Annotated in this window: 22 protein-coding genes; 8 read left to right on the plus strand and 14 right to left on the minus strand. The window is 62.8% G+C overall.

What is annotated here, in order from left to right:
* The first annotated feature begins 1 nt into the window (after nt 1).
* The 4 genes from pta (at nt 2) to ACR3EK_RS13375 (ending at nt 5,655) form a co-directional block, all read left to right on the plus strand.
* Complete coding sequence (pta, locus tag ACR3EK_RS13360) at nt 2-1,009, plus strand: phosphate acetyltransferase (RefSeq protein WP_480633603.1); 1,008 nt, start codon at nt 2-4, stop codon at nt 1,007-1,009.
* A gap of 90 nt (nt 1,010-1,099) precedes the next feature.
* The gene (locus ACR3EK_RS13365; protein WP_480633604.1) at nt 1,100-3,919 is read left to right on the plus strand and encodes a molybdopterin oxidoreductase family protein; all 2,820 of its coding nucleotides are present in this window, start codon (nt 1,100-1,102) and stop codon (nt 3,917-3,919) included.
* A gap of 112 nt (nt 3,920-4,031) precedes the next feature.
* On the plus strand, nt 4,032-4,781 hold the full coding sequence (locus tag ACR3EK_RS13370) for a 4Fe-4S dicluster domain-containing protein (protein ID WP_480633605.1): 750 nt from the start codon (nt 4,032-4,034) through the stop codon (nt 4,779-4,781).
* Between the two features lies 1 nt (nt 4,782).
* The gene (locus ACR3EK_RS13375; RefSeq protein WP_170364299.1) at nt 4,783-5,655 is read left to right on the plus strand and encodes a dimethyl sulfoxide reductase anchor subunit family protein; all 873 of its coding nucleotides are present in this window, start codon (nt 4,783-4,785) and stop codon (nt 5,653-5,655) included.
* Between the two features lie 74 nt (nt 5,656-5,729).
* On the opposite strand, the gene dapA is transcribed toward ACR3EK_RS13375, so the two are convergent.
* Complete coding sequence (dapA, locus tag ACR3EK_RS13380; protein ID WP_480633606.1) at nt 5,730-6,602, minus strand: 4-hydroxy-tetrahydrodipicolinate synthase; 873 nt, start codon at nt 6,600-6,602, stop codon at nt 5,730-5,732.
* A gap of 133 nt (nt 6,603-6,735) precedes the next feature.
* On the opposite strand from dapA, the gene ACR3EK_RS13385 reads away from it, so the two are divergent.
* Complete coding sequence (locus ACR3EK_RS13385; protein WP_480633607.1) at nt 6,736-8,709, plus strand: lytic transglycosylase domain-containing protein; 1,974 nt, start codon at nt 6,736-6,738, stop codon at nt 8,707-8,709.
* Here the strand turns inward: ACR3EK_RS13385 and ACR3EK_RS13390 are convergent.
* Both ACR3EK_RS13390 and mnmC2 read right to left on the minus strand, forming a co-directional pair.
* Nucleotides 8,683-9,552: a DMT family transporter gene (locus ACR3EK_RS13390; protein WP_093964295.1), complete on the minus strand. Its 870-nt coding sequence runs from the start codon at nt 9,550-9,552 to the stop codon at nt 8,683-8,685. The two genes, ACR3EK_RS13385 and ACR3EK_RS13390, sit on opposite strands and share 27 nt — an antisense overlap.
* Nucleotides 9,549-10,214, minus strand: coding sequence for a tRNA (5-methylaminomethyl-2-thiouridine)(34)-methyltransferase MnmC2 (mnmC2, locus tag ACR3EK_RS13395; protein WP_170360866.1), 666 nt, complete (start codon nt 10,212-10,214; stop codon nt 9,549-9,551). Before mnmC2 ends, ACR3EK_RS13390 begins: the two co-directional genes overlap by 4 nt.
* A 55-nt stretch (nt 10,215-10,269) precedes the next feature.
* Here mnmC2 and ACR3EK_RS13400 point away from each other — a divergent pair, with 55 nt between their 5' ends.
* Nucleotides 10,270-11,304: an NAD(P)/FAD-dependent oxidoreductase gene (locus ACR3EK_RS13400; RefSeq protein WP_480633608.1), complete on the plus strand. Its 1,035-nt coding sequence runs from the start codon at nt 10,270-10,272 to the stop codon at nt 11,302-11,304.
* Here the strand turns inward: ACR3EK_RS13400 and ACR3EK_RS13405 are convergent.
* The 4 genes from ACR3EK_RS13405 to ACR3EK_RS13420 form a co-directional block, all read right to left on the minus strand.
* The gene (locus tag ACR3EK_RS13405; RefSeq protein WP_480633609.1) at nt 11,296-12,108 is read right to left on the minus strand and encodes an HTD2 family dehydratase; all 813 of its coding nucleotides are present in this window, start codon (nt 12,106-12,108) and stop codon (nt 11,296-11,298) included. The genes ACR3EK_RS13400 and ACR3EK_RS13405 overlap by 9 nt on opposite strands.
* A gap of 38 nt (nt 12,109-12,146) precedes the next feature.
* Nucleotides 12,147-12,689, minus strand: a complete 543-nt coding sequence (locus tag ACR3EK_RS13410; protein ID WP_170420042.1) for an NADPH-dependent FMN reductase — start codon at nt 12,687-12,689, stop codon at nt 12,147-12,149.
* A 137-nt stretch (nt 12,690-12,826) separates the two neighbouring features.
* Complete coding sequence (locus ACR3EK_RS13415; protein WP_170341353.1) at nt 12,827-13,498, minus strand: YiaD family glycine zipper/OmpA-like lipoprotein; 672 nt, start codon at nt 13,496-13,498, stop codon at nt 12,827-12,829.
* 129 nt (nt 13,499-13,627) lie between these two features.
* Entirely contained in the window at nt 13,628-14,275 is a 648-nt protein-coding gene (locus tag ACR3EK_RS13420; RefSeq protein WP_480633610.1) for an RluA family pseudouridine synthase, read from the minus strand.
* A 94-nt stretch (nt 14,276-14,369) separates the two neighbouring features.
* Here ACR3EK_RS13420 and ACR3EK_RS13425 point away from each other — a divergent pair, with 94 nt between their 5' ends.
* Nucleotides 14,370-14,780 carry a nuclear transport factor 2 family protein gene (locus ACR3EK_RS13425; RefSeq protein ID WP_480633611.1) on the plus strand — a complete coding sequence of 137 codons (411 nt, stop codon included), beginning with the start codon at nt 14,370-14,372 and terminating at the stop codon, nt 14,778-14,780.
* A 7-nt stretch (nt 14,781-14,787) separates the two neighbouring features.
* The gene (locus tag ACR3EK_RS13430; RefSeq protein ID WP_480633612.1) at nt 14,788-15,495 is read left to right on the plus strand and encodes an SGNH/GDSL hydrolase family protein; all 708 of its coding nucleotides are present in this window, start codon (nt 14,788-14,790) and stop codon (nt 15,493-15,495) included.
* Here the strand turns inward: ACR3EK_RS13430 and rarD are convergent.
* From rarD to ACR3EK_RS13465, 7 genes are all read right to left on the minus strand, one after another.
* A complete protein-coding gene (gene rarD, locus ACR3EK_RS13435; RefSeq protein WP_170369206.1) occupies nt 15,486-16,391 on the minus strand; it encodes an EamA family transporter RarD in 906 nt (301 codons plus the stop codon). The genes ACR3EK_RS13430 and rarD overlap by 10 nt on opposite strands.
* 245 nt (nt 16,392-16,636) lie before the next feature.
* The gene (locus ACR3EK_RS13440; RefSeq protein WP_480633613.1) at nt 16,637-19,090 is read right to left on the minus strand and encodes a GcvT family protein; all 2,454 of its coding nucleotides are present in this window, start codon (nt 19,088-19,090) and stop codon (nt 16,637-16,639) included.
* Nucleotides 19,091-19,177: 87 nt separating this feature from the next.
* Entirely contained in the window at nt 19,178-20,161 is a 984-nt protein-coding gene (locus ACR3EK_RS13445; protein ID WP_170342312.1) for a GlxA family transcriptional regulator, read from the minus strand.
* A gap of 9 nt (nt 20,162-20,170) precedes the next feature.
* Nucleotides 20,171-21,064, minus strand: coding sequence for a homocysteine S-methyltransferase family protein (locus ACR3EK_RS13450; RefSeq protein ID WP_480633614.1), 894 nt, complete (start codon nt 21,062-21,064; stop codon nt 20,171-20,173).
* 12 nt (nt 21,065-21,076) lie between these two features.
* Entirely contained in the window at nt 21,077-22,129 is a 1,053-nt protein-coding gene (locus ACR3EK_RS13455) for an alcohol dehydrogenase family protein (protein ID WP_480633615.1), read from the minus strand.
* Between the two features lie 12 nt (nt 22,130-22,141).
* A complete protein-coding gene (locus ACR3EK_RS13460; RefSeq protein ID WP_093964282.1) occupies nt 22,142-22,618 on the minus strand; it encodes a cupin domain-containing protein in 477 nt (158 codons plus the stop codon).
* A 15-nt stretch (nt 22,619-22,633) separates the two neighbouring features.
* On the minus strand, nt 22,634-25,081 hold the full coding sequence (locus tag ACR3EK_RS13465) for a GcvT family protein (RefSeq protein ID WP_480633616.1): 2,448 nt from the start codon (nt 25,079-25,081) through the stop codon (nt 22,634-22,636).
* Nucleotides 25,082-25,094 lie beyond the last annotated feature (13 nt).

Below are 25,094 nucleotides of genomic sequence, written 5' to 3' on the forward strand. Positions count from 1 at the left end.
GATGACCCTGACACCCATCGAGTTGTTGCGTCAGCAAGCTCCGGCAATCCGGCCAGTCGTTGCTCTGAGCGAAGGCAGTGATCCCCGCATCGTTGCGGGGGCGCTTGCCGCCCGGTCCGCAGGGCTGTCCGACATCATCCTTGTCGGTCCGCGGGCAGAAATCGAAGCCGAGTTGCTGGCGCAGGGCGCCGCACCGGGCGATGGCCTTTCCATCCATGACCCGACCGAGTCGCCGCTGACCGAGGAGTTCGCGGCCATCTACCACGATCTGCGCCGGCACAAGGGCGTGGATGCGGTGTCGGCCCGGTCCGCCGCCGAAACGCCCTTGGTCTACGCGGCCATGCTGGTCCGGACAGGGCGCGCCACGGGAACGGTCGGTGGCGCTGTCCACACGACCGGTGATGTAGTTCGCACGGCGATTCAGGTGATCGGCCTGGCCCCGGATGCCGGATTGGTGTCCTCGTTTTTCCTGATGTACCCGCCGGATCCGGGTGGACCCGATGCGCGCGCGATGCTGTTTTCCGATTGCGGGCTCGTAATTGATCCGACCGCATCGGAGCTGGCCCATATCGCGGCGGCCTCGGCCCAGTCGGCCCGGGCCATCCTACGGGAACAGCCGTCGCTGGCGATGCTGAGCTTTTCAACCAAAGGCAGCGCAAGACATCCCGGTGTCGACAAGGTCACCGAGGCAACACATATTTTGCGCGAACAGCATCCCGAGCTGCATGTCGACGGCGAGCTGCAATTCGACGCGGCTTTTCACCCCCCCGTCGGCCAGAAAAAGGCTCCGGGATCGACAGTGGCCGGAAAGGCCAACGTCATGATCTTTCCCAATCTGGACGCGGGGAACATCAGCTACAAGATCACCCAGAGGATCGGTGGATACATGGCGATCGGCCCGGTGCTGCAGGGTCTGGCCCGACCGGCGAATGATCTGTCCCGCGGCTGCAGCGCCGAGGATGTCGAACAGATGATCGCCGTGACCGTGCTGCAGGCATTGGGAACATGACCATCAAATCTGGCGCCATCGTCAGAACAGTATTCTAAATCCGGGCTGAAAGTGACAAGTTCGTCCCGACGCAAACGAATGGATCCGCAAATGACCCATCAGCAGCCAATCCTCGACACGTCCCCCAAGGTCTCGGACGAGGTTCGCAAGACAACCTGCTACATGTGTGCCTGCCGGTGCGGGATCAACGTCCACATGAAGGATGGCAAGGTCGCTTACATCGAGGGCAACCGTGACCACCCGGTGAACAAGGGGGTTCTGTGCGCCAAAGGCAGCGCGGGCATCATGCAGGTCAACGCCCCGTCACGCCTGCGCGCTCCGCTCAAGCGGGTGGGTCCGCGCGGGTCAGGTGAGTTCGAGGAAATAAGCTGGGACGAAGCGTTGGACATCGCCGTCGGCTGGCTCAAACCGTTGCGCGAGGACAACCCCGAGAAGCTGGCCTTTTTTACCGGCCGCGACCAGTCGCAATCCTTTACCAGTTTCTGGGCCCAGAATTTCGGCACCTGCAACTATGCCGCCCATGGCGGTTTCTGCTCGGTCAACATGGCGGCCGGCGGCATCTACACGATGGGCGGCGCGTTCTGGGAATTCGGCCAGACCGATTGGGACCGCACCAAGCTGTTCATGCTGTTCGGCGTGGCCGAGGACCATGACAGCAACCCGATCAAGATGGGCATCGGAAAGATCAAGGCGCGTGGTGCCCGCGTGATTGGGGTGAACCCGATCCGCACCGGCTACAACGCAGTGGCCGATGACTGGGTCGGCATCACGCCCGGCACCGACGGGCTGTTCATCCTGTCGCTGATCCATGTGTTGATGAAAGCCGGCAGGATCGACCTGGATTACCTGAGCCGCTATACCAACGCCCCTGTCCTGATGAATGCCGCCGAAGGTCCTGAAAAGGGCCTGTTTCTGCGGGACGCGGACGGCAAGCCGTTGGTGATTGACCGGGTCACGGGGCAACCGACGGCCTTCGACAAACCGGGCGTCCGGCCGGACCTGACCGCCACCTATGAAATGGACGGCATCACCCACCGGCCGGTCTTTCACCTGATGGCGGAAAAATACCTCAGCGACGAATACGCCCCCGAAGCGGTGGCCGAAGAATGCGGCATACCCGCCAGCCGGATCCGCGCCATCGCCGGTGAACTGGCGCGCGTCGCCTTTGACGAGGCCTTCGAGCTGGACCAGGAATGGACTGACTTCCGGGGCGAAAAGCACAGCAAGATGATCGGCCGCCCGGTGGCCATGCACGCGATGCGCGGCGTTTCGGCCCATGCCAACGGGTTTCAGACCTGCCGTGCGCTGCACGTGCTGCAGATCCTGCTTGGCACGGTCGAAGTCCCGGGTGGGTTCCGCTTCAAGCCGCCCTATCCGAAGCCAGTCGAAGCACACCCCACCCCCCATTGCAAGGTCACTCCAAACTCGCCCCTGGACGGCCCGCATCTGGGTTTCGTGCGCGGCCCCGAGGATCTGGCCCTGAAGGCTGATGGCAGCCCGGCGCGCATCGACAAGGCCTTTACTTGGGAAAACCCGATGTCCAGCCACGGGCTGATGCACATGGTGATCTCGAACGCTCACGCGGGCGATCCCTACAAGATCGACACGCTGTTCATGTACATGGCCAACATGTCCTGGAACTCGACCATGAACACCAAGGGCGTGATCGAGATGCTGACGGACAAGGATGACAACGGAGACTACGTGATTCCGCGGATCATCTACTCCGATGCCTATTCCTCGGAAATGGTGGCCTATGCCGACCTGATCCTGCCCGACACCACCTATCTGGAGCGGCATGACTGCATCTCGCTCCTCGACCGCCCGATCTGCGAGGCCGACGGTGCCGCAGATGCGATCCGCTGGCCGGTGATCGAACCCGATCGCGACGTGCGCGGATTTCAGACGGTGCTGATCCAACTGGCCAACAAGCTGGGTCTGCCGGGTTTCACCGATGAAGACGGCTCGGCCAAATACACGGACTACGCCGATTACATGGTCAACCATCAGCGCAAGCCCGGCATCGGCCCGTTGGCTGGGTTCCGCGGCGCAGATGGCTCGCAGGTGGGTCGAGGCGACGTGAACCCGAACCAACTGGACCACTATATCGAGAATGGCGGCTTCTACCTGGAACACATCCCGGACGAAGCCCTGTTCTACAAACCCTGGAACGCCGCCTATCAGGATTGGGCGGTGGGTATGGGCCTGTATGACAGCCCGCAACCCTACCTGTTCCAGCTCTATTCCGAACCGATGCGCAAGTTCCAGCTGGCCGCCGAAGGCCATGGTGACCGCCAGCCCCCCGACCACCTGCGCGGCCGGATCAAAGAAACCATGGACCCGCTTCCGATCTGGTACGAGACCGACCAGACCGGAAACGAAGGCTTCACCGTAAACGCCCTGACCCAGCGCCCCATGGCGATGTATCACAGCTGGGGCACCCAGAATGCCTGGTTGCGGCAACTGCACGGGCGCAACCCGCTGTATGTTCCCACCAAGCTGATGTGCGAACACGGACTGAAGGACGGGGACTGGGCCAAAGTCAGTTCTCCGCACGGAGAAATCACTGTGCCGGTGATGGAAATGGCGGCGTTGAACGACAACACCGTCTGGACATGGAACGCCATCGGCAAACGCAAAGGGGCATGGGCGCTGCAGCCCGACGCACCCGAGGCGACCAAGGGCTTTCTGCTCAACCACCTGATCCACGAATTGCTGCCGCCCAGGGGCGACGGTCTGCGCTGGGCCAATTCCGACCCGATCACCGGACAGGCCGCGTGGTTTGACCTCAAGGTCAAGATCGAAAAAGCCGAAGCACCGGCAGACGCCCAAAGCCAGCCGGAATTCCCGTCAATCAAATCTCCGGTCGGTACCGGCCCCAAGGATCTCGCATGGAAGGTTGGCAAATGACCCTGCGCCACACTCCATTTGGCCCGCAATACTCCGGGGATGAATTGAGCCGAGCGGCTCAGGAGGGGGCTGCCCCCCTTTCGGCCCCGGCCCTCGACAAAGAGCAGACGCCATGACCCAACTTCCCCAATCCACCGAGCGAAAAATGGGCCTGGTCATTGACCTTGATACCTGCGTCGGCTGTCATGCCTGCGTGATCTCCTGCAAGGGCTGGAACACCGAGAACTACGGCGCCCCCCTGTCCGATCAGGACGCCTATGGCGCCGACCCCTCGGGCACGTTCCTGAACCGGGTGCACTCCTACGAGGTGCAGCCGGCCGAAGGTGCCGCCCAGCTGATCCATTTCCCCAAGTCCTGCCTGCATTGCGAGGATGCGCCCTGCGTCACCGTCTGCCCCACCGGCGCCAGTTACAAGCGGGTCGAGGACGGGATCGTGCTGGTCAACGAAAGCGACTGCATCGGCTGTGGCCTGTGCGCCTGGGCCTGCCCCTATGGCGCGCGCGAACTGGACGCCGCAGAGGGCGTCATGAAGAAATGCACCCTTTGCGTCGATCGCATCTACAACGACAACCTGCCCGAGGAAGACCGCGTTCCCGCCTGCGTGCGGACCTGCCCCGCGGGCGCCCGCCATTTCGGTGACCTGGGCGATCCCAACAGCGCGGTCAGCCAACTGGTGGCCGAGCGCGGCGGAATGGATCTGATGCCCGAAATGGGTACCAAACCGGTCAACAAATACCTGCCACCCCGCCCCAAGGATACGGTCGAGGACCAGATCGACATCCTGGCGCCCCTGCTGGCGCCCGTCGCCGAAGAACCCAAAGGCTTCCTTGGCTGGCTGGACAAGGCATTGGAGAAGCTCTGACATGCATCCCGCACCTTCCGTCATCCTGTTCACCACTCTGTCCGGGCTGGGCTTCGGCCTGCTGTTTTTTCTGGGCCTCGGCTTTCCGAATGTCTCGGGCTGGGTGGCCTTCGTGTTCTTCGCCATCGCCTATGCACTGTCTGTGGGTGGGCTTATGGCCTCGACATTCCACCTCGGCCACCCCGAGCGCGCGCTCAAGGCGTTCACCCAATGGAAGACGAGCTGGCTCAGCCGCGAGGGCTGGTGCGCAGTTCTGGCCCTTTTGGTCATGGGGCTCTACGCGATCGGCGTGATCTTTCTGGACCAGCGCTGGTCCGGTCTGGGTCTGATCGGTTCGCTGCTCTCATTGGCGACCGTATTCACCACCTCGATGATCTACACGCAACTCAAGACGATCCCGCGGTGGAACCTGACACTGACGCCCGTGATGTTTCTGAGCTTCAGCGTGGCCGGTGGCGCGCTTCTGGCGGGGCAGACCGCATTTGCGATCCCGCTGCTGTTGATCGCCGCGCTGGTTCAGATTCTGTACTGGCGTTCGGGCGATCAGGCCTTGGCCAATTCGGGAACCAATCTTGGTACGGCAACTGGTCTTGGCGACAGGGGTTCTGTCCGCGCGTTTGAACCGCCGCATACAGGAACCAACTATCTGCTGCGCGAATTCGTTCACGTTGTCGGACGCAAACACGCAGACAAGCTGCGGGCCATTTCCTTTGCCTTGGCCTTCGTGGTTCCCGTCGGTCTGTTGATCCTACCGTTCAACCACCTGGTCGGAGCGCTGGCGGTGCTGTCTCATATGGCGGGTATCGCAACCTCGCGCTGGCTGTTCTTTGCCCAGGCCGAACATGTGGTCGGGCTGTACTACGGCAAGCGCTAAGTCGCTCTGCAGGCAAGCAAAGGGCGGTGCCGGTTCTCCCGGACACCGCCCTTTTTCTTTCGGAACACGCCTGATCAGATCAGGCCCGCATGCTCCATCGCGGCATCAATCGCGGCCTTTGTGCTGTCTTCCAGCGTCGTCAGCGGCGACCGCACTTCTTCGGTGCAGCGTCCCAGTTTGCTGAGCGCGTATTTCGCACCCACCAGGCCCGGTTCGATGAATATAGCCTCGTGCAGCGGCATCAACCGATCCTGATATTCCAGCGCCGTCGCATAGTCGCCCGACAGGGTCGCCTGCTGGAACTCGGCGCACAGCTTGGGGGCCACGTTTGCGGTGACTGAGATACAGCCGATGCCACCATGGGCGTTGAAACCCAGGGCCGTCGCGTCCTCACCCGAAAGCTGGCAGAAGTCTTTGCCGCAGGCAGCGCGCTGCTGGCTGACGCGGGCAAGATCGCCCGTGGCGTCCTTGACACCGATGATCCGAGGCAGTTGCGCCAGCGCACCCATGGTGTCAGGGTTCATGTCGATGACCGAGCGGCCCGGAATGTTGTAGATGATGATCGGAATATCCGCACAGTCATGCAGTGCCCGAAAATGGGACAACAGGCCTTTCTGAGTCGGCTTGTTGTAGTAGGGCGTGACGACCAACGCCGCATCCGCACCCACTTTCTGTGCGAATCGCACGAACCGGATGGCTTCGACCGTGTTGTTCGACCCGGCCCCGGCAACTATCGGCACGCGCCCCGCGGCGGCCTTGACCACCTCGGCCACTACGGTTTCGTGTTCCTCGTGGCTCAGCGTCGGGCTCTCGCCGGTCGTGCCGACGGGCACCAGACCGGTCGACCCTTCGGCAATCTGCCATTCCACCAATTGTTTGAGCGTATCCAAGTCCAACTCGCCGTTGCGGAACGGGGTGACGAGAGCTGGCATCGAGCCTTTGAACATGGAACGCTCCTTGAGGTTCAATCGTGTGATGTGCGCCGCGGGCCGACACGAATTTAGGTTTCTTGAGTTGATCCCGGCGGCGCAAGGTTTATCCTGAATGGCTGTATCCTCGGTTGGTCGGGAAATGCAAGGGATGACACGGATTCTGTCGCTGATCGCGACGATGATTCTAGCTTTGACGCTTCAAACTCAGGTCGTGCGGGCCGATGCGGTTTCCGATCTTCGGGCCGCAATGTCCGAAATGCGCAAAGGCGACTGGAACGCCGCCTTGCGCGTGGCCGGCACCCGCGGCTCGGTCGCGCGCGACATCATCGTGTGGCACTGGCTGCGCCAAGGCTTCGGCAGCTCGGGGGATGTTCTGGTCTTTCTGGACCGGCGGCCCGATTGGCCGGGTCTTGCCTGGCTTCGCCGCAAAAGCGAGCCGTCCTTTACCGGCGCGGACCCGGACCGGGTGATGAAGTTCTACAAGGACAACCCGCCACAGACCGCCGAAGGAGCTCTGAACTATGCCGTGGCACTGAAGGCCAAAGGCCGGACCGGTGAGGCCGAGGCGGATATCGTCACTGCCTGGCGGACGATGCCGATGGGCTCGGGCCTGCAGCAGGACTACGTTCAGAACTTCGGGTCACTGCTGAAACCGCATCACGAGGCTCGTCTGGACCGGATGCTGTGGGATGGTCATCTGATCAGCTCGGCCCAGATGCTGCCGCTGGTCAGCGAAGACTATCGCAAACTGGCCGAAGCGCGGATCGCCCTGCAAAAGCGCCAACCCGGCGTGGATGGCAAGGTTGCCGCCGTTCCGAAGGCGCTTGCCGATGATCCGGGGCTGGCCTTTGACCGGTTCGTATGGCGGGACCGCAAAGAGCTGGACGACAGCGCCATTGACCTGATGCTGGCGCGCTCGACCAGCCCGCAGGCACTGGGCGAACCCGACAAGTGGGCCGAAGGGCGACGCAGGCTGGCGCGGCTGGAGATGCGTCAGGGTGATGCGAACCGGGCCTATGCCATCGCTGCCAATCACCACATGACACCCGAGATGGGGTATGGTTATGCCGACCTCGAGTGGCTGTCGGGTTTCCTGGCTTTGCGCAAGCTGAACGACCCGGCCACAGCCGTTCGGCATTTCCAGAACTTCCTCGGCGCTGTGAAGTCTCCGATCTCGATGGGTCGGGGCGGGTATTGGTTGGGCCGGGCCTACGCCGCAACCGGAAACGCCGAGAAAGCCTACGAGGCTTATGCAATCGGCGCCGACTACCAGACCTCGTTCTATGGCCTGCTGGCTGCAGAACAGATCGGTCGGCCATTTGACAGCGACCTGGCTAACCCGCGCCGGGCGCCCCATTGGAAACAAGCCGAGTTCGCCAAGTCCAGTGTGCTTGAGGCGGGGCTGCTGCTGATACGAGCTGGCGAGCCGGAATTGGGCGAACGGTTCCTGACGCACCTGGTCGAGAGCCTGGATCCGGTGCAGGCCGGCCAGCTGGGTGATCTGGCGGTCGAGTTGAAGGAGCCGCATCTGGCGGTGATGATCGCCAAACGGGCCGCGACGAATGGAGTCGTATTGCCCGCGGCGTATTACCCGGTGCATCCCGTTGCGGATATCGGATTGCCAATGGCCAAAGAAATGACCCTGGCCATCGCCCGCCGCGAAAGCGAATTCGACCCGGTCGTGATCAGCGGTGCCGGGGCGCGCGGCCTGATGCAGGTGATGCCTGCGACCGCCAAGCTGGTCGCGCAGGAACTGGGCATTCTCAGCGGCCATCAGACGGGACGTTTGACCTCGGATTGGCGCTACAACGCCAAACTGGGGGCAAACTATCTGGCCGGGCTGGCTGCCGAATTCAACGGCAACGTCGTGATGATGGCCGCAGGTTACAATGCCGGCCCCAATCGCCCGAAATCATGGATGGACCGCTACGGCGACCCGAGAACCGGCGCGGTGGATATCGTCGACTGGATCGAGACGATCCCCTTCAACGAGACCCGCAACTATGTGATGCGGGTGACCGAGAGCCTGCCTGTCTACCGCGCAAGGCTGGGCAAACCCGCGCTGCCGATCCCCTTCTCGCAGGAGTTGGTCGGATCAACCCTGTCTGCGTTCGCGCCATAGGGTAAACAGACCCGCCGCCACCACCAGCCCCGCCCCGGCGACCACCGCGGGGCGCAGGGTCTCGTCAAAGATCGTGATGCCCAGAATTGCGCTCCACATCAGGTGGAAATAGGCGAAGGGCTGTACCGCGCTGGCCTCGGCCATCTCGTAGCACTTGATCAGCAGCCAATGCCCCAGAACGCCGGTAATGCACAGCAGCCCCATCCAGAACCAATCCCGCGGCACCATCGGCTCCCAGAACCACAGGCCGATGCAGGTCATGACCAATGCTCCGACGATCCCGGTCCAGAAGAAGCTGGTTGCGGTGCTGTCCTGACGCGCGGCATAGCGGGTCAGCAGACCATAGAACGCAAACATCAGCGCCGAGATCAGGGGGATTACTGCCCACGGATTGAAAACGCCCATGCCGGGCTGCAGAATGATCAGCACGCCAACGCATCCGACCCCGATGGCCGACCAGCGCCGCCAGCCGACCTTCTCGCCCAGCACCGGCCCGCTGAGCGCGGCGACCAGAAGCGGATAGCAGATGAACACCGCCTGGCTCTCGATCAGACCGAGAATGGTAAAGCCGTAGACGGCGACGCAGATCTCGCCGGCAAGCAGCAGACCGCGCAGAATCTGCAGGCCCGGTTGCCGCGTCCTGGCGGCGGCCGCCAGACCACCGGGTGCACGCGCCGCCAAGGCAATCACGAAAGCTGCAAAGAACCAGTATCGCAGCATGACCACCATGTAGGTGTTGTACGTGCCGGCCAGATGGCGCGAGATGCCGTCCTGCAACGCAAACACGATCGTGGCCGCGATCATCAGCGCAATACCCGCCCGCACGTTGTTTGTCTGGGTCATGCCTTGGTCGCCCGCGTCATGTGCCGTTTGCGGCCGTATCCCGGCGCGCGGGATACCGAAAACCCGGCTTCCTGCAACCCACGCCGCACGAACCCGGCTGCGGTATAGGTGGCGGCCGTCCCTTCGGGCGCTGTATGGGCCGCCACTTGCCGTATCAGTTCCGGCTGCCACAGCTCAGGGTTCTTGGCGGGCGAGAACCCATCCAGGAACCAGGCATCGGCGAGCCCGTCCCAAACAGGCAGGGTCTGGCGGGCATCACCTTCGATCACGGTCAGACGCAGCGTGTCCAAATCACAGCCGCCACCCTGCCATCGGTCAAGGAACCGGTCGGCCCAGGGCGCCAGCTCGGGAAAGGCCGCAAGCGCGCGCTTCATATCGGCAGGGGCCATCGGAAAGGCTTCGAAACTGGTGAACGTCAGCGGACCCGATTGTCCGGACTTCTCCCATTCCGACCAAGCGGTCAGCATGTTCAGTCCGGTTCCGAACCCCAGCTCGGCGATGTGAAAACCGGGGGCAAAGCGAGCGGGCAGATCGTTGCCTTGCAAAAAGACATGACGGGTCTCCTCCAGTCCGTTCTGAAGGCTGAAATAGGGGTCGTCGAAACGATCAGAAACAGGGACTGTCTCATCCCTCCACGACAATTTGGCGCGCTGGTCTGCCATCGGGAATTCCTGTAGCTAAGCGGCGCGACACTGAACAAGGAAAAGGGGATTGGCAATGGTCGATGTGACGATCCGCGGGGCTGGGATATTCGGCCTGTCCATCGCCTGGACCTGTGCGCGACGTGGCGCCAGGGTCCGGGTCGTCGATCCCTACGGCGCGGGTTCAGGGTCCAGCGGCGGGCTGGTGGGCGCCCTTGCCCCGCACGTTCCGGAAAACTGGAACGACAAGAAAGCATTTCAATTCGAAAGCCTGCTGATGGCCGAACCGTTTTGGCGACAGGTGGAGGCCACCGGCGGCGTTTCGCCCGGCTATGCGCGTCTGGGGCGGATCCAGCCCATCAACGACCCAAAGAGCCTCGACCTGGCGCATCAGCGTGCGGCCTCGGCCCGCGACCTGTGGCAGGGTCGGGCTGAATGGACCGTGGTCGAGGCGCGCTCGGTCGGATCGTGGTGCCCGCCCACCGCAACGGGTTTCGTCATCCACGATACGTTGAGTGCACGCATGCATCCACGCCGGGCCTGCGCCGCGCTGGTGGCCGCGCTGGCCGTGATGGGGGTTGAGGTCGTGCCCGAGGCCCCGGACACCGGGGCAGTCATTCATGCGACCGGGGTGTCCGGCCTGTTGGAACTGTCCGATGCTTTGGGCAAGGCGGTCGGAAACGGGGTCAAGGGACAGGCGGCACTGCTGCGGTTCGACGCGGGCCAGGTGCCGCAGCTGTTTGCGGAGTCGATCCATTTCGTGCCCCACGCCGACGGGACACTGGCCATCGGCTCGACGTCCGAGCGGGACTATGACGACCCGACCGGCACCGATGCTGCGCTTGACGATGTGATCCAGCGCGCGTTGCAGGCGGTTCCTGTTCTACACGGCGCGGAAGTGATCGAGCGTTGGGCCGGAGTCCGCCCCCGCAGCAAGAGCCGAGCGCCGATGCTGGGCGCACACCCGCTGCACAAGGGTCAGTTCATTGCCAATGGCGGCTTCAAGATCGGGTTCGGCATGGCCCCAAAGATGGCCGAGGTCATGGCAGACCTTGTACTGGACGGACAGGATTCGATCCCCGAAGGCTTCCGCCCCGAGGCGTCACTGTGACCGTGGAAGGGCCACGGCCTGCATGCACTGCCGCCCGTCCGGACCGCGGACCCATAAATCGTTCCCGTTTCGGCACAGCGTGGCAGCCTCGAGATGCATCAGCGGAGAGGACGCGCGAAAGGAAAACTCGGCCAGCGGCCCCATGAGATCAGTGGCGAGCAGCATCAGATGCTGCGCCAGAAGCGGTCCATGAACCACCAGCCCGGCATAGCCTTCGACATCGCGGGCATAATCAAGGTCATAGTGGATGCGGTGGCCATTGAAAGTCAGCGCCGAGTACCGAAACAGCAGCGTGGTGTCGAACGCGACCTGGCGCAGGTCTGTTTCGTCCGTCCGGGCAACCGGGGCCGCTGATTTTGGTGCATCGGCCGACGGATCCTCGCGATAAACAAGGTCCTGCCATTCGGTCAGGCACAGCGTATCGTCCTGCCAGATTTCGTGCTTGAGGGTCACAAACCCCAAGGGCCCGGTCCGTCCAGTTTTGGTGCTCACATTGCTCAAGGTCGAGCGGCGTTCGGCTGGTGTGCCAGCAATCAGCGGAGCGGCGAACCGTAATCGCCCACCGGCCCACATCCGACGCGGAAGACCGAGGTCGGGGACCAGCCCTCCGCCCACCGCGGGATGGCCGTCGCGCCCCAAGCCCTCGGGCGGGAGCGGTGACCAGAAATACAACTGGTGAAAAAACGGCGGCAGCGACGTGCCCATGCCGATCGAAGGTGCCTGCCCCAACGCCACCTGAAACGCCGCCGCCCGGGCAGGATCCATCACGTCGTATTGAATTTCCGAGGAAACTTGATCCGTCATGGGCGCACCCTAAGCAGGCTCGGCCAGCCCGACAAGGCTCAGAAACCTGCTTCGGCCCGCAGCTTCTCCATCAACTGGCCCAGCGTCCGTTCGTACCGGTCGCTGCGCAACCGACCTGCATCGTCGAACTCGTTCGAGCTGTCGGCCAGATGAATTTCGGGGCCCTGAAGGATCCGCGGCTGAAACGGCACCATGAAAGACCGCAGGATCATCTGCGCCCGTTCGCCTCCGGCCCGGCCCGCCGCCGCGGACATCACCGCAACCGGTTTGTCGGCCCAGGGATTGCCCTTGGTTCGGCTGACCCAGTCCAGCGCGTTTTTCAGAACGCCTGACGGCCCCTTGTTGTATTCCGGAGTGGAAATGACCACCGCATGGGCACCGGCGATCTGGTCCGCCAGGATCTGAACTTCGGCCGGGACCCCCTCGGCCTCCTCTGCATCTCCATCATAGAGTGGCAGGTTCAGATCAGCTTCGATGAACGTTCCCGCGCCGAACAGGCGCGCCGCTTCACGGATCAGGCGTCGATTGGTGGCGTTCTGCCGCAACGAGCCGGACAGGCCCAGAAGGATCGGTTCGGACATCAGGATATCTCCGTCATGTGTTTCGGCTGCAGTTTAGTCATCCCGACCGCAAACCATAGCCCGCCTGACGCGCAGTCAATGTGCAAAAAAGAAAGGGGCCGCTTGCGGCGGCCCCCGGCGGTTGGCAGTTGATCGGCTCAGGCGTTGCCGCTGGGCACGATCACGATCTCGACCCGGCGGTTCTGCGCCTTGCCCTCGGGCGTCAGGTTCGAGGCGATCGGTTGGTTTTCACCGCGGCCGATCGTGGCAATGCGCGCATAGCTGACGCCATTGGCCTGCAGAACATCCGCCACCGCATTGGCGCGGCGTTCGGACAGGATCTGATTGTAGCCGGCTTCACCATCGCTGTCGGTGTGCCCGATGATCTGTACGTTCGAGTTGGGATAGTTCACCAGGTTTTGCCCCACGCGGACCAGATCCGCTCTCAGCGCAGGCCGGACCGTGGCGCTGTCGGTGTCGAAGGTGATGTCATTCGGAACCGTGACGATTAGCCGGTCTCCGGCGTTGACGATCGTGATACCGTCATTGGCCAGTTGCTGACGCAGTTCGGCTGCCTGCCGGTCCAACTGGTTGCCGATCAACCCGCCGCCGGCAGCACCGATGGCCGCACCGGCAACGGCACCCAGCCCAGGGTTCGAGTCATTGGCGATGGCGCCAACACCGGCGCCAATCAGACCGCCCAGCAACGCTCCCTGCTTGGCGTTCTGGTTCGGGTCGTCCTGAACCCGCAACGTACCGGGGTCGGTACAGGCCCCCAGCACAAATGCGGCGCTCAGCCCGACCGGCAGCAAGAATCTGGAAATTTTCATGGGTTCACCTTCTGCTCCTGCACCCGTTTTTCCGGGTTACGTGTTTGACGTGATTATAGCACGCCTGACACAAACAGGCTCAAGCGACAAAAACGTGAGATCGGCGAATACCCGCCGCCCTCAAGGCGCTCAGAAATCCGGCAGAGCGCGAAATTTCATCGATATGCCATCCTCGGGGTGTTTGACGCGCAATTCCTCGGAATGAAGCATCAGTCTGGGGAAATCGCGCGCCGGTCCTTCGGCATAGAACGGGTCGCCCAGGATCGGATGGCCCAGTGCCTGCATATGGACCCGCAACTGGTGCGAGCGACCGGTTTTTGGAAACAGGCGAACGCGGGTGGTGTCCCCGTCGTACCGGACGACCCGCCAATCCGTGACTGCCGGCTTGCCGGTTTCGTGGCACACCATCTGGCGCGGCCTGTTGGGCCAATCCACGATCAACGGCAAGTCTACCGTGCCGGTTTTGGGTTCCAGCCGGCCCCACACGCGGGCGACGTAGGTTTTTCGTGTCTGCCGGTTTTCGAATTGCTGCCCCAGATACCGTTGAGCGTGCGGTGTCTGGGCAAAGATCATGACGCCTGAGGTATCGCGGTCCAACCGGTGGACCAGCAAGGCCTGCGGAAATGCAGCCTGCACACGGACCAGCAGGCAATCCGCCAGGTGCTCTCCCCGGCCGGGCACCGACAGCAGGCCCGCCGGCTTGTTCACCACGATCACCTGCGCATCCTCGTGCAGCACGTCCGGCGGCGTTTTGGGGGGATCATAGGTATCGCTCATGCGCGCTGCCTATCGCAGGGCGCCGCCTCCCGCAACGTCGTCCTTGCGATGAGAAGGCTTCTCGGCAACTCTCGCGCCAGGCAGAGGAGATGACATGCACCCGACGATCGAACGAATGCAGGAAGTGGTCGCCAAGGGCGACGAGAGCCTGATCCATGAATTGCTGGCAGAAGACGTGCAGTTCCTTCCGCCGACCTACTACAGCACCTGGACAGGCCGCGCCCCGGTGGCGGCGGTATTGGGTCATGTCGGACAGGTTTTTTCGGAGTTTCGCTATCGCCGGATCATGGGCGATGGCAAAGACTGGGCATTGGAGTTTCAATGCAAGGTGGGTGAACTGGACGCGGTTGGCGTTGACCTGATCACGCTCAACGATGACGGGCTGATTCAGACATTCGAAGTCGCCATGCGTCCCTTTAAGACCGTTGGCGCCCTGCGCGAGGCCATGATGGCCCGCGTCATGAAAGACCCCCGATTCCTGGAATTTCGGAACGCTTTGAGCTGAGCCACCCGTGCCCATTGACGCCGATCAGCTTCTGAGGGTTCCGCTGCTGCCGGTTCTGGCGGCACAGGCTCTGCTGTTGCGGCGAAGGGCCGTGCAGCTGCCCGAACCTTCCGGTGCGCGTGAGGGCCGGCAAGGCCGCGGGCCGAGACTTCGCCTGCTGATCGCCGGCGACAGTTCAGCCGCAGGCGTTGGGGCAGGCACTCAGGAACAGGCGCTGTCGGGCCAGCTGGTGAAACGGCTCAGCCGCCAGTTCAGCGTGGAGTGGCGCCTTGTTGCAACGACCGGCCACACGACCGGTGACACGATCGAAGACCTGCGCAGGATCGAAGGCCAGTTTGACGCGGCTGTTACGGCCTTGGGCGTCAACGACGTCACCCGAGCCGTGACCTGCAACCGGTTCAAACGGCAGCAGGCAGAGTTGATGCGCTTGCTTACCGTCGATCTGGGCGTGCGGACTGTGATCGTGACGGGCGTCCCGCAGATGGATCGGTTCCCGGCCTTGCCACAGCCCTTGGCATGGGTTCTGGGCCGGCAATCCGCGCGCCTTGACGAAGGGCTGAGAGAGGTGATCGCGAGCTTTCCACAGGCCCGGCATCTGGCACTGCACCTGCCCGACGATCCGGCCTTGGCCGCTGTGGACGGCTATCACCCAAGCCCCAAAGCCTATCGCCTTTGGGCAGAGCAGGCCGCGCGAATGATCCTCGATCAGGTCTGACCGCGCACCTGACGGATCATGGGCACTGAATAGACTACCAGTGCGGCCCAGATCAGCGGAAAGGCAATCATGCGCCCGCGGTCGATCTGCTCACCAAACAGCGTGATCGCCGTGATGAATATCATGGTCGGCGCGATGTACTGTAGGATGCCCATGGTCGAAAGTCGCACCAGCTTGGCCCCGTTGGCATAGACCAGCAGCGGAACGGCGGTCACGATACCCGCCCCGGCCAACAGTATGGTATCTGTTGCGGCGCCTCCAAAATGCCCGGTGCCCTGCACGCCCAACCAGGTCACATAAGCCAGCGCGGGAACCAGCAAAATCAAAACCTCAAGCAGGAAACCCTGGTTTGGTCCGATGGGCAACGAGCGCTTGAAGAACGCATAAAATCCCCAGCTGACCATCAACCCCAGCGCCGCCCATGGCAGACGGCCGGCCTCGACCACCAGAACCAGAACGCCCAAGGCGGCAAGCCCCACGGCAATTAACTGTGTTCGGGTCAGGGACTCGCGTAGCAGGATCGCTCCCAGCGCTATGCTGAACAGCGGGTTGATATAATACCCCAGCGCCGCGTCCAGAGCGTTGCCACTGGCGATCGCCCAGACATAGATAGCCCAGTTCACCGAAATCAGGGCCGCCGTCACGCATGCCATTCCCAACATGCGCGGATCGCGCAGCGCCGCCTTCAGATCACCGGTTCGCCCCAGCGCGACCAGCAACAGCCCGGCCACCGGCACCGACCAGATGATGCGATGCGCCACGATTTCGACGGGACCGATATGCGCCATTGCCTTCATGTAGAGCGGCAGAAAACCCCAAAGGACATACGCCGTAACAGCCAGCGCAAGGCCTTTTGGCGAATCCGTGTTCTGGGCTTGGGTCGGGCGCTCGGCCATGAATGGTCTCCAGCTGATACCCCCCGTCTTTAGGCAAAGTCCCTTGCCATTGAAACTCAGAAAAGCTTGAAGACGCTCATAACGAATTGTGATGGGTCGGCGGCCCTATCGTCCGGTGTGCGACCGGCAGAACCATGTTCGGCTATGCTTGGTTTTCCGGTAAAGTCTTGTCCAGATGGAGGCCTCGTCAAGAACCTCCATCCGGCGCTATGCAATTGCATAGGAGCAACGCCCCCAACCCGCCATCAGACCTTCACACGTTCGGATTTCGGATCGTACATGGGTTTGAGCGACGCCTCGGCGCGGACCTTTACTCCGCAGACGTCAATCTCGTATGTCGAGGACAGCACGTCGGCCGCGCTTTCGCCCTTGCAGGGGACATAACCCATGCCGATCGCGCCACCCAAAGTGTGGCCATAGTTTCCTGAGCTGATGTAGCCCACATATTCGCCATCTCGGATAATCGGTTCGTTGTGGAACAGCAGAGGTTCAGGTTCGGTCAGCTTGAATTGCAACAGCCGGCTGTGGGGGCCGCTGTCCTTGCGGGCAATCACCGCATCTCGGCCAATGAAATCACATCCCTTGTCCACCTTGACGGCAAAGCCGAGACCGGCGTCCACAACGTGATCTTCGCAGGTGATGTCATGGCCGAAGTGACGGAAGCCCTTTTCGATCCGGCAGCTGTCCATCATGTGCATGCCGCACAGCTTCAGGCCCATGTCCTGCCCGGCCTCGTGCAGCGTTTCAAAAACGTGGCCGGCCATATCCGACGACACGTAGACCTCCCACCCAAGTTCGCCCACATAGGTCACGCGGTGAACGCGTGCCAGGCCCATTCCGATCTCGATTTCCTGCGCGGTGCCGAATGGGTTTGCCGCGTTCGAGAAGTCGTTGGGCGAAACTTTTTCAAGCAAGGTCCGCGCGTTGGGCCCCATCACCGCCAGAACGCCTTCGCCTGCCGTGACATCGGTGATGACCACATTGAAATTGCCCGAATGACGCATCATCCACGTCTGGTCGGCCAGTCGCGTCGCCGCCGGGGTCACGACCAGATAGGCGGTCTCGGAAAGGCGGGTCACGGTCACGTCTGCCTCGATCCCGCCATGCCGGTTCAAGAATTGGGTGTAGACGATCTTGCCGTTTGGAACCGCGTAGTCGCCGCCACCGATATAGTTCATGAAAACCTGGGCATCGGGGCCTTCGACCCGAATTTTTCCGAACGAGGACATGTCATACATGCCCACGTTCTCGCGCACTGCACGGTGTTCGGCGGCCGAGTTTTCGAACCAGTTCTGGCGCCTCCAGCTGTAGCGGTATTCGCGTTCCTGCCCCTCATTGGCGAACCAGTTCGCGCGCTCCCAGCCGGCCAGCTCGCCAAAGACGGCCCCGTTTTCTTTCAGGTGGTGGTGGAACGGCGTCCGGCGCACGCCGCGCGCCGTGGCCTTTTGCCGATAGGGGTAGTGGTCGGCATAGAGCAGGCCCAGCGTTTCCTTGGACCGCTCGAATAGATACTGCTTGTTACCCTGGAAGGGCTGCATCCGGCTGATGTCCACGTCGCCCAGGTCAAAGGGTTTTTCACCCGAGTCCATCCATTCCGCCAGCGCCATTCCCGCGCCGCCCGCAGACTGGATCCCGATCGAGTTGAACCCGGCGGCGACCCAGACATTGTCCATCTCGGGCGCAAGGCCAAGGTGATAGGCGTCGTCGGGCGTGAAGGATTCCGGCCCGTTGAAGAAGGTATGGATGCCCGCCTCGGCCAGCATCGGCATGCGGTTGCAGGCGGCCTCGAGGATCGGTTCGAAATGGTCGAAATCCTCGGGCAGTTGGTCGAACTCGAAACTGTCGGGGATGCCGTCCATCGCCCAGGGCTTGGCGTTGGGCTCGAAGGCGCCCAGCAGGATTTTCCCGGCGTCCTCCTTGTAATAGGCGCATTCGTCCGGCACCCGCAGAACCGGAAGCTGGGTCAGGCCGTCGATGCCCTCTGTCACGATGTAGAAATGCTCGCAGGCATGCAGCGGAACGTTCACGCCCGCCATGCGCCCCACCTGATGCCCCCACATGCCGGCGCAGTTGACCACCATGTCACACTCGATATGGCCCGAGGCGCTGCCATCATCCGCCACCCAGTCGACGCCGGTAACTTTGCGGCCCTGCTTTGCGATCTCGGTGACCTTGACCCGTTCCTTGACGACGGCGCCGCGCTGACGGGCACCCTTGGCCAGCGCCAGCGCGATATTGGCCGGGTCGCCCTGGCCGTCCAGCGGCAGATAGACGGCGCCCTTGACCCCATCCAGATTCAGATGCGGATAAAGCTCGGCCACCCGCTCGTGCGAGATCTCCTCGACCTCGACCCCGAAGGCGCGGGCCATGGCGGCCTGGCGGTAGATCTCTTCCTTGCGCTCATCCGTCAGCGCCACGGTGATCGAGCCGCAGCGTTTGAAGCCGGTGGCGACGCCGGTTTCCTCCTCGAGCGCGCCATAGAGTTCCTGGCTGTATTTCGCCAATTTGGTCATGTTCGCGGTGGCGCGCAGTTGGGCGATCAGGCCAGCCGCGTGCCAGGTCGTGCCGCTGGTCAGCTGCTTGCGCTCCAGCAGAACAACGTCGCTCCAGCCCTTCTTGGTCAGGTGATAGGCCACCGAACATCCGATCACACCGCCACCGATGATCACCACGCGGGCCTTGCTGGGAAGATCAACCATTCCGAAGTCTCCAATCTCGAGTCGGCATAAGAGTGTCACGAACAGGCGACAAAGAATGCAGCAAAAACGTCAACTACGGCACAAAAATCACCGCAGCGCCGATTGGCGTTTCTGGCGGCGCAGAGCGAATGGCGTGATCCCGAAAAAGCTTTTGTAGACGGATGAGAAGCCGTTGGGAAAGCCGCAGGCGAGGCCGATTTCACGCACGCTCATAGTGGTATTCAAAAGCAGGTTGTTGGCCTTGGCCAACCGCATCTCCCGGTAGAACCCATTCGGTGTGGTGCCAAAGAATGTCTTGAATTTGCGCTCCAGCGAGCGGTTCGACATTCCAAGCTCTTCGACCAGTTGATTGATGGGCAACGGATCTTCGATATTGGCCTGCATCAACTTGATGCACTGATCCAGCCGGGCGTCCCCGGTCGTTGTCGTCTTGGCGCCCGAAAACGGCTGCAACGACGAAAAGTCGCGGATGTGTTCGTGCAGCATGATGTCAGCCACCGTCATCTTGGCCGGCCCCGAGATGTGACGCCCGATCACCGCCAAAGCAATATCGGCCGTGGCCCCCATTCCCGCGCAGGTCACGACCGGGCCCTGCTCGGTCGCGATCGAAAGCTTGGCCTCGAACCGGGCACCGCGTTCGCGGAAGATCGACGCGTTTTCCCAATGTGTTGCCATGTCGGGCGTGCCGTGTTCGTCGATATATCGGCTGGCGGCCTCGGCCAGCAAAAAGACCTGCGCACCGCGATAGGTATAGTCGGACACAACCCGGCCCAGCGACAGCTCGGGCTGGTCCGGGTCGGTGTTGCCGATCACGAACAGATAGTCGGCGTCCGGTTGGCGCGTAACGGGCTGGGTCGGAATGCTGGCGCCGCTGCTGCTGACGATGGTCCCTCCCTTGAGCGACCGATAGGCATAAGTGAACGGCGGGTGCGGGCAAACCCGATTGGCAAGACGCAGCACATCCACCACCGACGCCAGTTCCAGCAGAACGAAGCCCGGCGCGGTGATGATGTCAAAATGCCACTGCGCCTTGACGCCTTCGGGTTTTCCAGGGTCCGGTTTCTCCGCCATACCCGCCACTCACACGATCCTGTGCCCGGCCGAGCGCAGGGCGTTGGCCAAAGCTTCGATGTGCTCAGGGCCCACTTCGCAGCATCCACCGATGATCGTGGCCCCTTGGTCAACCCAACTCATCGCATGTACGGCATAGGCCGACGGGTCCAGATCGTGGCGCGCCTCCAGCGCGTCGACTGTCGGAGCGTCTTTCAGGAAGCCGTCGGAAATCCGGGTGAAACCATTCGCGTAGGCACCGTAGGGCTTTTCAAGTTTCGCAAGGATCTCCAGCGCCGCGGGCACCGCCTCGGGTCGGGTGCAATTGATCAGAACCGCCTGGGGATCGAAGCGTTCGACCAGTGGCGCGATCGCGCCCAGCGGTTCGCCCGACCTCAGCCGCGTACCGTCCTCGTCCATGACCGACAGGGCCAGCCAGACCGGCTTGCCACAGCCTTCAGTTCCACGCAGCGCGCCTTCGGCCTCGGTCACGGACGAGACGGTTTCGATCAGAAACAGGTCCACCCGGTTCTGCATCAATCGCACCAGTTCCGCGAATTTCTGCGCGGCCTCGTCGGGATCGGGGTTCAGATCGGGGCGATAGGTGGCCAGCAAGGGGCCCAGCGCACCGGCGATACGCCCCGCCCGCCCATAGCGCGCCAGTTCGGCCTGTGTCAGAGCCGCATCAATAAGTTGCTCCAGCTGGTCCTCGATCCCCGCTCGTACGAGGCGAGAGCGGTGCACGGCGTAGGTGTTTGTCGTCGCGACGGTTGCCCCGCGGTCGAAATAATCCCGATGGATCTCTCCGACCAACCCCGGCTCGTCGATCATTACGCGGGTTGACCACAAGGCGGTTGGCTGTTCGCCACGACGTTTGACCAGCTCTTGACCGATCGAACCATCCAACAGCGTGATGTCTGCCATCTCGGTGCCTCCTTACGGTATGAGAACCAGCTTTCCGGGCAGGGTCTTTGATTGAAAGGCCGTCTGCGCCTGCACGATCTCGCGCAGCGGGTAAGTCTTGGAAATCAACGGCTTGATCCGACCCGCGTTCATCAACTCGACCAACCGGCCGAAGACCTCGAAAGCCTGATGGGTGCAGCCGTGGATCGTGATGTCACGCAGGTAGATCTCGCGCAGGTCGGCCTGCACGATCGGGCCGGCGATGGCCCCGGACACGGCATATTGGCCGCCCGGCTTCAGCGTCCGGATCAGTCCGGGAAAGGCCGAGCCGCCGACTACGTCGATCACCACGTCAAAGCTGTCCGGCGGCAGCGGCGTGTCGCGGTCGAACGTCCCAGCCGCACCCTGCGCCCGCACCACTTCGGCCTTGGCCGCACTGGTCACCGCCCAGACGGTTGCTCCCCGCAAGGCTGCCAATTGCACGGCCGCCAGCCCGACGCCGCCCGAGGCGCCGGTGATCAGCACCTTGTGCCCGGCCGTCACGCAGGCGCGGGTCAACAGGTTCTCGGCCGTGCCAAACGCACAGGGGATGGCGGCGATTTCCACATCCGACAGCGGTGAGGCGGTCACGTCATAGAGGTCATCCGCCTCGAGCAGGCAGTATTGCGCAAAAGCCCCGTCGATCTCGGACCCAAGCGCGATGAAGCCTGTCGGGTTACCCGGGCGCGGGCGCGGCAGGTTGATCGGGCAGGTCACGCGTTGCCCCGGTTTGAAGCCGGCACCCGGCCCGATCTGCTCGACTATGCCGCAAAGATCTCCGCCTTGAATGCGGGGAAAGGACAGCGCGCCGCCCCACCCGCCGGCTTCGACCTCTTGGTCAACCGCGTCCGTCGCGCCGGTGACGTCCGAGGAATACCATCCGATCCGCGTGTTGATGTCGGTGTTGTTGACGCCTGCCGCGACCACGCGGACCAGAACCTGCCCGGGCCCGGGTACTGGAACCGGAATATCCTCGCGCCATTCCAGAACTTCTGGACCACCGTGACCTGTCAGATAGACACCGCACATCGTCTTTGGAGCATTCATTTCGCTGGCTTCTCAGGTCTGGTCGTCGGGATGGGGCGGCACCGGCCCCATCGGCACGATGTCGTAGCGGGCATTCAGATCGGCCATCTTGGCCTCGTCCTCAAAATCTGCCTGGGTCATGGTTGCCAGTTCCGCAAGGAAACCGTCAAACCCGGAGGGTTGAAAGATCATGAGCATTCGTGCCGGTTTGTTGTCGGCGACGCGGCAGGCATGCGGCACACCCGGCGGAACATGCATGGTGGTGCCCGGCGTGCACAGGTGCCAATCTCCGTCGACGTAGAAATCCACGGCGCCCTCAAGGAAATAGAAAGTCTCGGCGTGGCTGTCGTGGCGATGAAGGCCAAGCGCGAAGCTGGCCTTCAAGTTGTCTTCCATCAGGGTGTAGGCCCCGCCCGTGTCCTGACCGGAAACCTTCACGAAGGTATGGTCATTCTCCCAGTCATAGTTGGGACCCTCACCGGGTCCCTGCTTGGAATATCGCGGGCGCATATGGGCCTCCTTGTGTCAGGCGCGCAGCCGCTCGTTTGCGGGATCCCACAACGGCTGATCCTCCTGTACCACGGCGCGACACTTTTCGCCGTAGATTTCCACCTCAAGCTCGGTGCCCGGGTTGGCCAGATCGGCCTTGATCATACCCAGCGCGACGGACTTGCCGACACGATAGCCCCAGGCGCCCGATGTGGTCTCGCCCACGATCTGGTCGCCCTGCCAGATGCAGGACATGTAAGGCGCATCGCAGTCACCGGCCTCGACGACCAGCGTGACGAAAGACTTCTTCACTCCACGCTGCTTTTCCGCCAGCAACGCGGTCTTGCCGGGGAAATCCTGCGGCTTGTCGAACTTGACGAAGCGCTCCAGCCCGCCTTCGAGCAGCGAGTAGTCGGTGCTGAGATCTCCCTTCCACGCGCGGTATCCCTTTTCGATGCGCAGGCTGTTCAGCGCATACATGCCGAACGGCTTGGCCCCGGCGGCAAGGATCGCGTCATAGATCGCGGGCATGTGCTCGTTGAGCGCATGCACCTCCCAGCCCAGTTCACCGGCAAAGGACACACGGATCAGGTGGGCGGGCTGTCCGGCCACGGTGGCCGCCTGATGGGTCAGCCAACCCAGCGAGAGGTCGGCATCGGTCAGACCCGACAGGATCTCACGCGATTTCGGACCGGTCACGATCAGCGTGTCGCGGGTGGTGGTCACGTCCTCGACCGTGACGCCCGCGGGCATTGCGTTCATCAGGATGTCGCGGTCGTGCCATTGCGCGGTGGCGGCGGTGATCATCACGAACTCATCCTCGCCCAGGCGCATGCAGGACATCTCGGTCAGGATGCGGCCGCGATTGTCGGCGATGTAGACGAGGTTGATCCGCCCCACCTTGGGCAGGCCGCCGGTGACCAGCCCGCGCAGCGCCTCGGCCGCGCCTTCGCCCTTGACGACAAAGCGCGAGAAACCCGGCAGGTCGAGCACGCCGCAATGGTCGCGCACGGCCTCGCATTCTTCCTTGATCCGCTGCTCCCACGGACCCGAGCGGCCCCAGGTGTGGGTGCTTTCCTCGGAGGTGTCGTCGCCCGGCTGCGCGAACCAGTTGGCGCGCTCCCAGCCGTTGTAGGCCCCCATGACGCCGCCCAGTTCGTTGACCTTGGCATGCACGGGCGACAGCTTCTTGTCGCGCGCGGCGGGCCATTCGTGATGGGGGAAGTGCATGGCGTATTCGTTGCCGTAGACCTCCATGCCCTTCTGGTTGCAGTAGTCCTGATCGGTGTAATCGGTGTAGCGTCGCGGATCGACGGCCCACATGTCCCATTCGGTGGCACCATCCACGATCCATTCGGCCAGCACTTTGCCTGCACCGCCGCCTTGGGCGATGCCGAAGGTGAAGGTATGCGCCTCGAAGGCGTTCTTGACGCCGGGCATCGGCCCGATCAGCGGCAGGCCGTCGGGCGCATAGGGGATCGGCCCGTTGATCACGCGGCCCACGCCCGAGGTCGCCATCAGCGGCACCCGCTCCATTGCGTCAGTGACGATGTCCTCGATCCGGTCCAGATCGTCGTTCCACAGCTGAAAGCTGAAATCCTCAGGCATCGGGTCGTCCTCGGTCATCCAGTGGCCCTTGCAATTGGGCTCGTATGGGCCAAGGTTGAAGCCGTGCTTTTCCTGTCGCAGGTAGTAGGAGATATCCACGTCGCGCAGCAGCGGCAGCTTGCCACCGTTTTCCTTGGACCAGGCTTCGACCTCGGGGATCTCGTCGGTCAGCAGGTACTGGTGGCTCATGACCATCGCGGGCACGGTGCGGCCGCCAAAGGGTTTGAACCATTCGCCCACGCGCTGCGCGTAGTAGCCGGCCGCGTTGACGACATAGTCGCAGTCGATGTCGCCTTTTTCGGTGTGGACGGTCCAGGTGCCGTCGTCATGCTGGGTCACGCCGGTGGCCGGGCAGAACCGGATGATCTTCTGCCCCATGTCGCGTGCGCCCTTGGCCAGCGCCTGGGTCAGCTGCGCAGGGTCGATGTCCCCATCGGTCGGGTCATACAGAACGCCCTCAAGATCATGAGTTTCCAGGAACGGGTAGCGTTCCTTGGCCTGCTCCGGCGTCCACATTTCCATCGGGATTCCCTGGTAGCGGCCCATCGACATGGCCCGCTGGAACTCCTGCATCCGCTCTTTGCTGTGCGCCAGACGGATCGAGCCGGACACGTGGTAGTTCATCGGGTAGTCGACCTCTTCGCCCAGACGTGAATACAGCTCGGTCGAATAGCGCTGCATGTTCATGATCGCCCACGAGGTCGAGAATGTCGGCACGTTGCCAGCCGCGTGCCAGGTCGACCCTGCGGTCAGCTCGTTCTTTTCCAGCAGAACGCAGTCGGTCCAGCCCTTTTTGGCCAAATGGTACAGCGAGGACGCCCCTACGACGCCGCCACCGATGATGACCACGCGGGCCTTGGTCGGAAAATCGCTCATGTTTCTAGATCCC

Source organism: Ruegeria sp. BC8 (genome assembly GCF_056535705.1).